Source organism: Halomonas sp. DP8Y7-1 (genome assembly GCF_019801685.1).
Taxonomy (GTDB): domain Bacteria; phylum Pseudomonadota; class Gammaproteobacteria; order Pseudomonadales; family Halomonadaceae; genus Halomonas; species Halomonas litopenaei_A.
Genome location: NZ_JAHVIN010000007.1, coordinates 149,050 through 161,747, shown reverse-complemented (window position 1 = coordinate 161,747; position 12,698 = coordinate 149,050). Strand labels below are relative to the sequence as shown.

The 12,698-nt window shown below is 61.2% G+C and carries 20 protein-coding genes; 18 read left to right on the top strand and 2 right to left on the bottom strand.

Annotated features, from left to right (window positions below; genetic code table 11):
* Positions 1-110: 110 nt before the first annotated feature.
* The 3 genes from KUV41_RS11565 (at position 111) to KUV41_RS11555 (ending at position 1,553) form a co-directional block, all read left to right on the top strand.
* On the top strand, positions 111-614 hold the full coding sequence (locus tag KUV41_RS11565; RefSeq protein WP_222486203.1) for a lysozyme: 504 nt from the start codon (positions 111-113) through the stop codon (positions 612-614).
* Positions 615-651: 37 nt separating this feature from the next.
* A complete protein-coding gene (locus tag KUV41_RS11560) occupies positions 652-966 on the top strand; it encodes a hypothetical protein (RefSeq protein WP_206937018.1) in 315 nt (104 codons plus the stop codon).
* An 80-nt stretch (positions 967-1,046) separates the two neighbouring features.
* A complete protein-coding gene (locus KUV41_RS11555) occupies positions 1,047-1,553 on the top strand; it encodes a hypothetical protein (protein WP_222486200.1) in 507 nt (168 codons plus the stop codon).
* Positions 1,554-1,565: 12 nt separating this feature from the next.
* Here the strand turns inward: KUV41_RS11555 and KUV41_RS11550 are convergent, their stop codons facing one another.
* Entirely contained in the window at positions 1,566-1,826 is a 261-nt protein-coding gene (locus KUV41_RS11550; RefSeq protein WP_222486198.1) for a hypothetical protein, read from the bottom strand.
* 494 nt (positions 1,827-2,320) lie between these two features.
* On the opposite strand from KUV41_RS11550, the gene KUV41_RS11545 reads away from it, so the two are divergent.
* Complete coding sequence (locus tag KUV41_RS11545) at positions 2,321-2,473, top strand: hypothetical protein (protein ID WP_222486196.1); 153 nt, start codon at positions 2,321-2,323, stop codon at positions 2,471-2,473.
* 2 nt (positions 2,474-2,475) lie between these two features.
* Positions 2,476-2,652 carry a hypothetical protein gene (locus KUV41_RS11540; RefSeq protein WP_222486195.1) on the top strand — a complete coding sequence of 59 codons (177 nt, stop codon included), beginning with the start codon at positions 2,476-2,478 and terminating at the stop codon, positions 2,650-2,652.
* A 96-nt stretch (positions 2,653-2,748) separates the two neighbouring features.
* Here the strand turns inward: KUV41_RS11540 and KUV41_RS11535 are convergent, their stop codons facing one another.
* The gene (locus KUV41_RS11535; RefSeq protein WP_222486193.1) at positions 2,749-3,021 is read right to left on the bottom strand and encodes a hypothetical protein; all 273 of its coding nucleotides are present in this window, start codon (positions 3,019-3,021) and stop codon (positions 2,749-2,751) included.
* Between the two features lie 107 nt (positions 3,022-3,128).
* Between KUV41_RS11535 and KUV41_RS11530 the strand changes: the two genes are divergently transcribed.
* From KUV41_RS11530 to KUV41_RS11470, 13 genes are all read left to right on the top strand, one after another.
* A complete protein-coding gene (locus tag KUV41_RS11530) occupies positions 3,129-3,749 on the top strand; it encodes a terminase small subunit (RefSeq protein WP_222486191.1) in 621 nt (206 codons plus the stop codon).
* The gene (locus tag KUV41_RS11525) at positions 3,749-5,344 is read left to right on the top strand and encodes a TerL protein (RefSeq protein WP_222486189.1); all 1,596 of its coding nucleotides are present in this window, start codon (positions 3,749-3,751) and stop codon (positions 5,342-5,344) included. The genes KUV41_RS11530 and KUV41_RS11525 overlap by 1 nt, the downstream gene beginning before the upstream one ends.
* Before the next feature lie 8 nt (positions 5,345-5,352).
* Positions 5,353-6,597 (top strand): DUF1073 domain-containing protein, encoded by a 1,245-nt coding sequence (locus tag KUV41_RS11520; protein WP_222486188.1) that lies wholly within the window; start codon positions 5,353-5,355, stop codon positions 6,595-6,597.
* Positions 6,587-7,447, top strand: a complete 861-nt coding sequence (locus KUV41_RS11515; protein WP_222486187.1) for a phage minor head protein — start codon at positions 6,587-6,589, stop codon at positions 7,445-7,447. The genes KUV41_RS11520 and KUV41_RS11515 overlap by 11 nt, the downstream gene beginning before the upstream one ends.
* Positions 7,444-8,520, top strand: a complete 1,077-nt coding sequence (locus KUV41_RS11510) for a DUF2213 domain-containing protein (protein ID WP_222486186.1) — start codon at positions 7,444-7,446, stop codon at positions 8,518-8,520. Before KUV41_RS11515 ends, KUV41_RS11510 begins: the two co-directional genes overlap by 4 nt.
* Positions 8,517-8,942: a hypothetical protein gene (locus tag KUV41_RS11505; protein ID WP_222486185.1), complete on the top strand. Its 426-nt coding sequence runs from the start codon at positions 8,517-8,519 to the stop codon at positions 8,940-8,942. The genes KUV41_RS11510 and KUV41_RS11505 overlap by 4 nt, the downstream gene beginning before the upstream one ends.
* A gap of 12 nt (positions 8,943-8,954) precedes the next feature.
* Positions 8,955-9,911, top strand: coding sequence for a DUF2184 domain-containing protein (locus tag KUV41_RS11500; protein ID WP_222486184.1), 957 nt, complete (start codon positions 8,955-8,957; stop codon positions 9,909-9,911).
* Between the two features lie 2 nt (positions 9,912-9,913).
* Entirely contained in the window at positions 9,914-10,129 is a 216-nt protein-coding gene (locus KUV41_RS11495) for a hypothetical protein (RefSeq protein WP_222486183.1), read from the top strand.
* A gap of 39 nt (positions 10,130-10,168) precedes the next feature.
* Entirely contained in the window at positions 10,169-10,570 is a 402-nt protein-coding gene (locus tag KUV41_RS11490; RefSeq protein ID WP_222486182.1) for a hypothetical protein, read from the top strand.
* On the top strand, positions 10,557-10,937 hold the full coding sequence (locus tag KUV41_RS11485; protein ID WP_222486181.1) for a glutamate 5-kinase: 381 nt from the start codon (positions 10,557-10,559) through the stop codon (positions 10,935-10,937). Before KUV41_RS11490 ends, KUV41_RS11485 begins: the two co-directional genes overlap by 14 nt.
* Positions 10,937-11,326, top strand: a complete 390-nt coding sequence (locus tag KUV41_RS11480) for a hypothetical protein (protein ID WP_222486180.1) — start codon at positions 10,937-10,939, stop codon at positions 11,324-11,326. Before KUV41_RS11485 ends, KUV41_RS11480 begins: the two co-directional genes overlap by 1 nt.
* Positions 11,323-11,721, top strand: coding sequence for a phage tail terminator-like protein (locus KUV41_RS11475; RefSeq protein ID WP_222486179.1), 399 nt, complete (start codon positions 11,323-11,325; stop codon positions 11,719-11,721). Before KUV41_RS11480 ends, KUV41_RS11475 begins: the two co-directional genes overlap by 4 nt.
* Before the next feature lie 62 nt (positions 11,722-11,783).
* Positions 11,784-12,698, top strand: coding sequence for a phage tail tube protein (locus tag KUV41_RS11470; RefSeq protein ID WP_222486178.1), 915 nt, complete (start codon positions 11,784-11,786; stop codon positions 12,696-12,698).

The window sequence follows — 12,698 nt, the reverse complement described above, 5'->3', positions numbered from 1 at the left end:
CTGCGAGCCTTCCCTCGCCCTGGTCGGGCGGCACCCTTTTCCGTGATGACGCCGCCACCTGGTGTCTTTGCCCGTTCCTGCGGGCTGTTTTATTCCCCCGAGGTGTCGCCATGAAGACCAGCCAGCGCGGACTGAACCTGGTCGCCGAGTTCGAGGGGCTTGAGCTTGAGGCATACCCCGATCCCGGTACTGGCGGCCATCCCTGGACCATCGGGCGCGGCACGACTCGTTATCCCGATGGCTCCCGCGTTCAGCCCGGCGACACGATCACCGAGGATGAGGCATTCGCCTTCCTCCGTCATGACGTTGCCCGGTTCGAAGATGACGTCGAGCGCCTGGTGGTTGTACCGCTCAACCAGAACCAGTTCGACGCCCTGGTCTCGTTCACCTACAACGTCGGCCCTACAGCTCTCGAGACCTCTACCCTCCTGCGCAAGCTTAATACCGGCGACTACCGTGGCGCCGCGGACGAGCTGCCGCGCTGGAACAAGGCCGGTGGTCGCGTACTGGCTGGGCTGACCCGACGCCGCAAGGCTGAGCGCGAGTTATTCCTGACGCCTGAGAGCGTCCAGTTTCGCTGGCTTGACGAGACCGTCAGAGTTTCAAAGCCGTAAACCCGTATTGTCTACGCAGGCCCACCCAGGAGGCGGGATGTCACAAACGAGTCCCGATACTGCCTTGAAGGCCAAGCCTATTCTCGAGAGACACGTCCAAACCGTGCTCTTAGCCCTCGTCGTCGGCCTGCTCGCCTGGTCAGGCAACACCACCCTAACCCTGATCGAGACATCAGCGCGCCAGGACGAGCGTATATCCCAGCTGATCACATTGACCGAACAGCTTCGTGCAGATCTGCGTGAGGTCGGCAACGACTACATGACGATCAACGACGCGGCTATGTACCGCGATCAGATCAACAGCCGAATCGATGCCCTGGGTGCCCGGGTGTCGCGCCTGGAGAACCGGTGATGAATTGGAGCGACGTTGGTGGATTCCTATCCGAGATCGCACCGAGCGTGGGCCAAGCGCTCAAAGAGGCTGCCCCTGGCATGGCGCAGGTTGCCGCTACAGCGGCTGGCAATGCCGTTGTACCTGGTGCTGGTGGGCTGGTCGGTGCTGCTCTGGGTAAGCGCGTCGCTGATGCTTTGGGCGCTCAAGTCGCGCCGCAAGCGGTAGTGAGCAAGGTGCAAGCTGACCCACAGGCGGCCAAGATCAAGCTGCGCGAACTCGACATCGAGCTGACGCGCCTCTATCTGCATGACCGTCAGGATGCCAGGGCGATGCAAGTCGCCACGCTTCAGGCTGATAACGCCGGTTGGCTGGCCCGCAACTTCGTGTATCTGCTCGGCACCCTAGTGATCGTCGCAGTGTTCGCCTACATCGGCGCGGTGACGTTCGTGGAGCTGACGCCCACCGGTGAGCGGTATGCCGACATCGCGGTGACGGGCATTGCCGCAGGCCTGGTCAGCAGCGTGATGGGGTTCTTCCTCGGCAGCCGCCAGCGGCAACAGTCGCAGCAGCCCCGCATGTTCATGAACGCGATCAAGACGAGGTGAGTTCGACAGCAATCAGTCAGAATCGCAATCGCGATTACGCTTCTCAGCTTCTCGCTCAGCGGCCTCGCAATCATGGTGGGAAGCAATCACGTCATCGTCCAGGTGGGTATCTACAACCTGCCAATAGTCGACCTTCTTGCTATCGGGATCGGTGAGCACTGAGCGAACCTGAAATCTGGCGGGCATTCTGGAGCGACCTCGCAATTGAAGGGGCTGCCCGAGGATTTTATCTGGCAGGCGGTGAGTTAAAAGATAGGGCTGCAGCTTCTGCACGAGCTTCTTCCTCGAGGACATGCCGCGAGACAACCTCTCTGGATTCTTCATTGTAGTGCTGAGAAAGCTTTACTACCGCCCATCTCACCCGCCGGCTCTTAGCGGTTAGGTAGCTCTCGACCAAGTACTTATCCACCTCCAGCGCTCCTACAGATCGACTTAAGCGGTCGCAGAGTATGCTGAGAGCGAACCTGTGGCAAAAACACATTCATCGGTATATCAACGGTTTAGATGCAAGCCAATGCCCAAAGCCGATGTAAGACGCTTGAGCTTAGTGGTCGCTCCGTACGCGTCCAGGCCCTAGCTCAGCGCGCTAAACACCCTGCAGCACCCGGAGGTGGTCCCCACCTACCAAGGGCGGACGCTGTGAAGCGCTGCACTCCGTACCAGCCGCCTGAGAAAGCTCAGGCGGTCCCTATTCGATGAGGTCACCATGCCATGTTCAGGCTGTGCCGCTCGACGTGAGCGCATAAAGAAGTGGAGGGCTGTCGCCCATGAGCGAGCCAAGCAACTCGTTACTCCGCGAGATACTTCTGAAGCAGAGACGGACCAACGAACTACTGGCCCTGCTGATCCAAGCCCTGGCGGACGAGGCTGACCTCGACGATCCCCCTACCACCTACCTGGATGGCACGCCTGCGAGGTGACCATGAAGGAACGCCCCTGGCGCCGCCTGTACAACACCAAGACATGGTATCGACTCCGCACTGCACAGCTACGTGAAGAGCCGCTGTGCCGCTTGTACCAGAAGATGGGGAGAATCACCGCCGGCCAGCAGCCCAACACCTTCATGGACGCCGTGAAAACACTGGTGGCTGGAAAGTAGATTGTCGGGTTATCAAAGCTTCGCTCAGCCGTTGCCGGCAACCGCATTTGAACGGGTAATTGTCTGGAAAGGGAGTGAGGAGATTGACGCTAGAGGTTAGTAGTTAAGCCTTGCTTCAAGCCAATTGACCACATCCCGCGCGTGGTAGCCGTACCAAGGCTTTTTGAGGGTGATGACAGCAATTTGGTCATCGCTGTCTGTGTGCTTATCCAGTTGGTTATAAACCTGCTGGGGAGTGAGGTGAGTATCAATGGCATAGCTTGACTCCGATAGTCGTGCCCAAGACTGCCCTAGTTTCTTGATGTCTTGGACGATAGGAGGGCGCTTTGTCTCGTTGTTCAAGTCGTAAGTGACTAGCAATACGCTCATATGGATTCCTTTTCCGGTTGCGGACTTCCTCACTCCTCAGCAAAAAGTAGCAGCTTTCTGTAATCAATACTGTGCCGTTCCGCGCATCAATTTGCTGGAGATACTCCATGAATAGCAGGACTGCACGCAGGGCGGTCGAGCTGACGCCTCGGCAGTCTCGATTCCGTGATGAGTATCTGATCGACCTCAACGCCACCAAGGCGGCGCTGCGCGCTGGATTCGCGAAGTCCACGGCCGAGAAGAAGGCGCCGCTCTGGGTAGGGAAAAGTAGGGAATCTTGTCCTCCCAGCATGCGCCACGTTTGGGATGCCGTTAATGAGGCGAGAGCGGAGCGCTCGGAGCGTACCAAGATCGACGCTGACTACGTGCTTCACCGCCTGGTCGAGATCGATCAGATGGACGTGCTCGACATCCTGGCCGACGACGGCAGCATCCTCCCGATTCGCGAGTGGCCGATGGCCTGGCGCCGCACTCTCTCAGGCCTAGATGTCAGCGAACTATGGGAGCACAACGGCGACACGCGCGAGCAGGTCGGCCTACTCAAGAAGATCAAATGGCCGGACAAGGTGAAGAATCTAGAACTCCTTGGGAAACACGTCGACGTGCAGGCTTGGCGTGAGCGCCAGGAGATCACCGGCAAGAACGGCGGCCCGATCGAGACCGTGGGCATCACCACCGATGACCCGCAGGAGGCGGCGCGCCTGTACCGCGACATGATGGGCGACTGATGCCGATACCTTTCCCGTTCGACTTCCGCAATCCTGACTACGTTCAGGTGTTCGAGTGGCGGGCCGAGCGGCTGCAACGGATCCGCGAGGCGCCGGAATGCATCCCGGCGCTCAAGGCCTATTACCGCGATCACCCGGCACAGTTCATCATCGATTGGGGCATGACCTACGACCCCAGGAACCCCGAGCGCGGCCTGCCGGCCAGCATTCCGTTCCTGCTGTTCCCGAAACAAGAGGAGTGGGTCGAGTGGTTCATGGAGCGCTGGACGCGCCAGGAACCGGGGATCACCGAGAAGACACGCGACATGGGTATGTCCTGGCTGACCATCGGCCTGGGCTGCACGGTATGCCTGCATCGTCAGGGTATGGCGGTCGGCTTCGGCTCCCGTAAGGAGGAGTACGTCGACAAGATCGGCTCACCGAAGTCGCTGTTCGAGAAGGCCCGCACCTTCATGGGCATGCTCCCCCGCGAGTTCAGGGGCGGATGGAGCCGCAAGCAGCACGCCCCTCACATGCGGATCCTGTTCCCAGAGACCGAGTCGGTAATGACAGGTGAGTCAGGCGATGGCATCGGTCGGGGCGACCGAGCGGGCTTCTACATCGTCGATGAGTCGGCCTTCCTTGAGCGCCCGCATCTGGTGGACGCCTCGTTATCGGCGACCACCAACTGCCGACAGGACATCTCCACGCCGAACGGCATGGGCAACCCGTTCGCCCAGCGCCGGCACAGCGGAAAGATCCCGGTCTTCACTTTTCACTGGCGTGACGATCCGCGTAAGGATCAGGCCTGGTACGACAAGCAGGTGGCCGAGCTGGATCCGGTGACGATCGCTCAAGAGATCGACATCAACTACAGCGCTTCTGTTGAGGGTGTGCTGATCCCCTCGGCTTGGGTGCAGGCCGCTGTGGATGCCCACAAGAAGCTTGGCATCACCGTTAACGGCGACAGATTCGGCGCCCTGGACGTAGCCGACGAGGGCAAGGACCAAAACGCCTATGCCGGACGGCACGGGATCTTGCTGGACCTGGTCGACGAATGGTCGGGCAAGGGTTCGGACATATTCGGCACGGTGCAGCGCGCTTTCGATCTGACCGACGGACACGGTGGCGACCGATTCGACTACGACGCCGACGGGCTGGGCTCTGGCGTGCGTGGCGACGCGAGGGTGATCAACGAACTGCGCGCCGAGCAGAAGCGCCCGCAGCTTCAGATACAGCCATTCCGAGGATCCGGTGGCGTTCTGGATCCAGGTAGCGAGATGGTGCCCAAGCGCAAAAACCAGGACTTTTTCGCCAACCTCAAGGCCCAGGCCTGGTGGGCGTTGCGGCTCCGCTTCCAGCGCACCTACCGGGCCGTCGTCGAGGGCATGGAGTTCGACCCCGACGACATCATCGCCATCGACAGCCGGCTGCCGATCCTCTCGAAGCTGACGCTCGAGCTATCGCAGCCGACCTATCACATCAACGGCACCGGCAAGGTGGTAGTGGACAAGGCGCCGGAAGGCACCAAGTCACCCAACCTGGGCGACGCAGTGATGATCCTCTACTCACCCAACAAGTCACCGGTCGATCGATTCAAGACGCTGGCTAGCTAGGAGACACCATGTCGAACATCCACGAGGACGGCTATCGCTCGGCGCTGCTGGGCGGACGCCGCCGTCAGGTCGCACCCACCGATCAGGCGACCATGTACGCCCGGGGCGGGATTGCGGCTCGGGTGATTGACCTGCCCGCTGACCTGGCCATGTCCCGGGGCGTTGAAATTGAGGGCGATGAAGACCGTGTGATTACTGATGAGCTCCAGCGCCTCGACCTTGTTGGAAACATGTCTGATGCCCTGCGCTGGTCGCGTCTCGATGGTGGTGCAGCGCTGATGTTGCTGACCGATACCGGCACCTTGGATGCCCCCCTGCCGGAGAGTGTTGGCCAGATCACCGAGATCCGCGTGATTGAGCTACCCCAGCTCTCCGTGGCGCCGGGGGGCTATTACGACGACCCTAGCGAGCCGACTTACGGCCAGCCGGAGTATTACCACGTCCGCCCCATCACCGCTGGCAATAGTGGCTCCACGGGTTTTTTCGTAGTCCACGAGTCGCGACTGTTGCCGGTGTATGGCGACCCGCTGCCATCCAGGCTGCGAATTGGCGCCGCGGTGCCCTGGTCAGGGCGCTCCGCCGCGACCGCACCATTCCGATCCATCGAGCGATACGAGAAGGCGTTGACGCTTTCGCTGGAAGTGCTTAAGCGCAAGCAGCAGGCCGTCCATCGCATGAAGGGGTTGGCCGAACTGATCCAGAACGGCCAAGAGCACCTCGTCCGCAAGCGTGTTGATCTGGTGGATGAGGTGCGCAGCCTGATGAATGGCGTGGCCGTCGATGCAGAAGATGATTATCAGGTCTATGACCAGAACGTATCCGGCATCAAGGATCTGATCGCCGAATTTCAGGTGGCCGTGTCTGCTGATTCCGGCATCCCGGTGACGGCGCTGTTTGGGCGTGCTGCTGCTGGCCTGAACGCTACTGGCGAGAACGACCTGGAGGGGCTCTACGACCTATGTGAGGGCATTCAGCAGACGTGCGCGCAGGCGGCCATCAATCGCCTGATCGAGGCGATCACCCGACAGTCGGGTATCGACGCCTCAAGGCAGTGGCGCATTAAGTGGCCGTCGCTTTGGACGCCGACTGACGCCCAGCAGGCAGAAACAAGACTGAATAACGCTCAAGCCTCTCAGGCTGAAGCCGCCACACGTCAGATCGACCTCGACAACGGAACGGTAAGCGGTGATGAGATGCGAAAGCACATGGCCCGAGATGGTTTGTATGGGTTGGAGGTAAATGATGGCGCCTAGGCTCCAGCAGCCGGTCGGCATTGAACGCCAGTATGCCAAGGCGCTGAAGCAATACGCTCGCCGGCTTGGCAAGGCCTGCAATCTGATCCTTATTCCCGAGGTGCCGCGTCTGGTTGAGTCTGCCAGTCGTTACCGGCCCGATGATGCGGCCACTCCGGTCGCCGGCCGTTCTTGGGTCGACCTACTAGCCGGGTTGCTCGAGTCCACCTTGGGTGTTGTGACAGGCGTCCAAGATGTTGGCCTGGCAGCAGTCATTGGGAGCAACCAGCCGGAAGTCGAGGCACTGCCCGGGCCATCGTCCGCAGGCGAGATAGGCGTTGCGGTTTACGCCGAGCAGATCAGCGAGCACGGCCTTCGACAGATCAGGCGGATGACCAAGGCCCAGTATGGCGAGCAGTACGCAAAGGATGAGCCATGGCTAACTGACATGCTCAGGGCTTGGGAGGCGCAGAACCTGTCGCTGATTCGGTCCATCCCCGAGCGCTATGTTGAAGAGCTCCAAGGCACGGTGATTCGAGCAATAAACGAAGGTCAATCGGCAACCGATCTAGCCGCCGCCATTAAGAGAACCTACGACAAGCCAGTCAAGCGCGCCCAGCTCATCGCCGACGACCAGGTGGGCAAGCTGCACAGCCAGCTAGCCCAGGCCAGGCAGCAGGCCATCGGCGTCAAAGAGTACGCCTGGCGCGGCATCCTTGATGCTCGGGAGCGCCCAGAGCACCGGCGCCGAGAGGGGCGCACCTACCAGTGGTCGAACCCACCCAGTGATGGCCACCCTGGCTCTGCGGTTAGGTGCCGCTGCTACGGCCAGCCGATATGGCCCACACGCGACAAGGTAACGCTGACATGACAGTCAATCGCTACGACCGAGCGCCTCTCAAGGCCCGGTATGACGAAAACGGCTACCTCGAAGACTCGCCCGTGCTGACCCGCACGGGCGTTTTTGAATACCGCGACGGCAAAGGCGGGGTTCGTCGTGAACTGCGCCGCGCCGAGGACGTGTTTTCCGAGGACTCCCTGTCCTCGTACCGCAACAAGCCCATCACCAAAGGCCACCACGGCAAAGTCGATGCGGCGACAGTGAAGCACCACCAAATCGGCACCGTGACGACCCAAGGGCGTCAGGATGGCGAGAACGTCATCAGCGACATCGTGATCCACGACCCACGAGTCATCAAACAGGATGGCTGGAAAGAGCTGTCTGTCGGGTACTCGGTCGACCTGATCGACAAGCCCGGCGAATACAACGGAGAGCGTTACGACGCGATCCAAACCAACATCCGCGTAAACCATCTCGCGGTTGTCCCGGTAGGCAGGGCCGGTAATGCCCGCCTCAATCTCGACGCGGCCGATGCCGCAACACCAACCGACGACGATGAAGGTGAATTCACCATGAAAAAAGTCCGTCTCGACAACGGCATCGAGTACGACGCCGCGCCCGAGGTGGCTCAGGCCTACGATCAGGCCCGCGCCGACCTTGGCGATGCCACCACCAAGCTCGAGCAGGAAAAGGCCCGCGCCGATGCTGCTGAGCTGGCCAAGAAAGAAGCCGAGGGTAAGGCCGAGCAGATCAAGCAAGACGCTGTCGATCAGGCTCGTGCCCGCCTTGAGCTGGAAGCCGTAGCCAAGGAGCACAAAATCAAGTTTGCCGAGGATGCCTCTGACCGCGATATCAAGGCCGGCGTCATCGCTGCCGTGCGTGGCGATGCCGTGGACCTCAAGGATAAGCCCGAGGCCTATATCGACGCCGCTTATGACCTAGCACGCGCCGATGCCAACAAGCGCCGGGACGACGCCGCCGACCAGCGCAAGAAGGCAACCACCTTTACGCACGAGGACGCCAAGCCTGGCGCCACCGCCGCGTCAGCTCGCGAGAAAATGGCCGCACGACTGCGCGGCGAGAAAGTGGAGGATGACCAATGATCTACCAGATGGATAAGGCCCGTGCGGGCATGAAGGCTGACGCTGGATTCGACCGCGTCGAGTCATTCCCGGCTGCCGCCGATGTGCGCTTCGGCCATGTGGTCGGCGTTGACGCCGATGGCGCCGTAAGTGAGGGGTCAGGAACCCGCATTGCGGGCGTGGCGTTGCACACTCACACCAAGATCGACAAGTACGCACAGTATGACGACGTATCTGTGATGACACGCGGCCTTGTCTGGTGCGTGGTGGTGGATGCCGGCTCCGTTACCGACGGCGGCGCCGTCGAATTCAACGCTGCTGGTGAAGTGCAGGACGCCTCCGCCGGCACCGCCTACCCGAACGCCGTATTCCGGTCAGGTGCCGAAACCATGGGTGACGGCGCCGTCCTGGCCCTTGTCGAACTCCACTCCCCGACCGCATAAGGATTGAAACCGATGAAACAGCACATGCATTATGACGCTGCCGACCTTGCGGCGGTGATGGATGCCGGCGACCGCCTCGGCATTGAGCGAGAAGACCAGGGGATCTTCCTGGCTCGCCAGCTCGACTACGTGAAGTCACGCATTTACGAAGTCCAGACCCCCAACCTGACTGGCCTTCAACTGGTACCGGTGTCCACCGAAGTGCCGGAATGGGCCGAGTCCTTTACCTACCGCACATACGACGAAGTGGGCATGGCCAAGTTCATCTCGAACTATGCCGATGACCTGCCCCGCGTCGACGTCGTGGGCAAGGAAGACACCCTGAAGCTCAAGAGCCTGGGCGACGCTTACGGCTACAGCCTGGACGAGATGCGCCTGGCTAACGCCATGGGCACCAATCTGCCAGAGCGCAAGGGCCGCACCGCGCGTCGCGCTATCGACCAGCTCGTCAACAAGGTGGCCTTGGTCGGCGATGACGCTCACGGCTTCTACGGCTTCACCAATCACCCCAACCTCGGCACCACCGCGGTCGCAGGGAGCTGGTCCGCATCCGCCACCACCGGCCAGGAGATCCTCGACGACCTTCTGGCTATGTACGACGCGGTGCTGGTGCAATCCTACGACAACCATACGCCGAACACTCTGGCGGTCGCCCCGACCCGCCGTTCGGCACTGGTGTCGAAGAACGTCAACACCGGCGGGCAGTGGCAGAGCGTATGGGCGGCCTTCCAGTCCATCCACCCCGGCGTATCACTGATCGCGTCGACCGAGCTTGAGGCCGCCGAAGGCAATGGTGAGGCAGTGATGTACGAGCGCGACGTGGACAACCTTTCTATCGAGATCCCGCGCCCGTTCGAGCAGCTCCCCGCTGAGAAGCGCAACCTGGAGATGGTGATCGACTGCATCGCCAAGTGCTCTGGTGTTGCGATCTATCGGCCGCTGGCCCTCACCAAAGCAACCGGAGTCTGATCATGGCCAAGTACCGTAACGAGACGCTCGGCGTCGTGAACGTGGGTGGTGCAGTCATCGCCCCGAAGAAGGTGGCCGACCTTGATGACAAAGCGTGTGGGCTGGCTGGCCTGGTCAAGCGCGGCATCCTGGTGAAGGTCGATGGTCGATCCGCCGGCGCCAAGACTGATAAGCCGGCCGATAAGGCCGAACAGCCGCAACAAAAAGCGGCCGAGTAACCCGAGGCCCTCCGGGGCCTCTCTAATACCGAGGCTGTCATGACGCAATACGTGACTGTCGAAGACGTCGACGGAAAGCTGGGCCCAGACTGGGCGCCAGACGCCGAAAAGGCCAGATTCGTGGCAATGACCAACGCCTATCTGTCGTCGCAGCGCATCCAGCTACCAACCCCTGTGCCTGACGAAATCATCATGGCAGGGGCAGAGCTGTCGGCGGCGGCAGCTGATGGGCAGCTTTACGCCCAGCGCACCGAGGGCGTCATGACCCAGAAGCGAGTCAAGGCCGATACCGTCGAGAGCGAGAAGCGCTACTCCGATGTAACGGCTTATGGTGAGCATGCCGCCCTCCCCGAGCGCGTGCAGTTCGCACTGGCGCTGATCGAAGCGTACCGGACCATTCCGATGGGCATTACCGTGGGGTATGGCTATGGGGCTACGTGACGAGCTTCAAGCAGATATCGCCGAAGCTTTTGACGAGGACCTGGCTGACGCAGTGACGACGTTCACCGGCTCGCGCACTGTCGTATCGGGCGAGTTTGACCCCGTCGAGGGCACCTATCCCGAGACTACTGTGACCTACTCCGGGCGCGGCGTGTTCGGCGGGTACTCGATCCGAGAGGTCGACGATCAGCACATCCAGCGCACAGACGTGAAGCTCTCTGGCGTGCTTCAGAATGAGCTGATCATGGACGCTGACCAGACGCCAGCCACACCCAGGGTCGACGACACCATCGACGGCATGTTGGTGATCAACGTCGGGCAGGATCCTGCTGAGGCCACCTGGACAATCCAGCTCAGGAGGAACTGATGGCTAAACGAGGATGGTCCAAGTCTCTCGCAGGATTCGCCGACCAGGTTCGCGAGGAAGAGTTGGCACGGCTGGTCGATATGTCAGAGCACCACGTCCGCGGCGTAATCTACGGTTCGCCCAAGGACACCAGCCGATTCCTGGCCAACAACAACTTCTCGGTCAACAGCCCTGACGAGAGCTACGACCCAGAAAAGCGGGACCCGTCGCGGACGACGACCCTGACCAATGCACGCATCGTCATGGCCTCACTGCGTTATGGCGACGTGTTCTACATCGTCAACACCACCCCCTACGGGGAGATGCTGGAGCACGGCCACTCCGGGCAGGCCCCTCAGGGCGTATTCCAGGTCGCTGCGAACAACGCCAGGGAGTACGCCAACCGATGAACTTCGACGAGATCCGCATCGCTATCGAGTCGCGCTTGGTGGCCTGGGATGGTGTGCCCGTGGCATTCGACGGCAACCCTAACGGGCCTAGCGTGGATGCGGCCATCACCAACCAGGAGCCATGGGTTCGCCTGACCATCCAGCACGGCGACAGCTTCGTCGCTGGTCTCGGCTCCGAGCCCTGCATTCGCCGCCATGGGCTGATCATGTGCCAGGTGTTCACCAAAGATAACCAGGGCAGCCGGCAGGCGTACCAAGTCGCCGACTCCCTGGCTGCGCACCTGCAGTTCTGGCGTACTGGCCACCTCGAAACACTCGCCTCCTCAGTGCAGCGCGTAGGGCCCTCTGACGGCTGGTATCAACTGAACGTAACGACGCCCTTCCGCGTCGGCTAAACCGCCCCACCGTCCACCTCCGAGCCGCGTTGAGCGGCTTTTTTCATGCCTGGAGAAAACACATGTCCAGCGGCTCTCAGATCGCAACCTACCTCGCTCCCGAGTCCACGCCTGGGGAAACGCCTGATCCGGCGACCTGGGACACCCTGCGCCTCACCGGCAACACCCTGACACCCAACGTCTCCACCGAGGTCTCTGCCGAGATCCGCGAGACACGCATGCAGGGCGGCGGCATCATCACGAGCCTCGACTACTCCGGCGACTTGTCCGGAGAGATGAGCGCGGGCACGTTCGACAAGCTGCTTGAGGCGGCCTTCTACGGCACCTGGGCGACCGACGTGCTGGAGATTGGTGCTGACCGCCACACCTTCACCATCGTGAAGGCATTCAAGGACATCGGCGTCTACTCAACTTTCAAGGGCGTGCACATTGGCGCCATGCAGCTCGACATCCCCGAAGAAGGCAAGGTGACCTGCAGCTTCACCGGCATGGGTCTCGGCTATGAGGACGGCGAGACCGATCCGACTGCCGCTGGCACAGTGAACCCACAGACGACGACCGTTGCCATGGGTTCAGCTACCAGTGTGGGCGACATCCTGGTCGACGGCGCTACGCTGGCTGGCGAGGCCTGTATCAGCGCCCTTTCCATGTCCATCGACAACACGCTGCAAACGCAACGCTGCCTCGGCAAGGCTGGCCCCGGGGCTCTGATTGCCACGTCGGCCAACGTCTCCGGCTCGCTCACCATGGCCTGGAGTAAGGCGGCCTGGAACCAATGGAAGAAGATGGTGACCCGCGAGGCTATCGGCGTGTCCTTCCCTCTGACCGATGCCGCCGGCAACAGCTACACCTTCGACTTGCCGGAAATCGAGATCGACGGAGAGCTGCCAGACGGTGGCAACGAGGACATCGTGCAGGTGTCGCTCAACTACACCGCCAAAAACACTCCCATCAAAGTCACCCGCGTGCTGGTATAA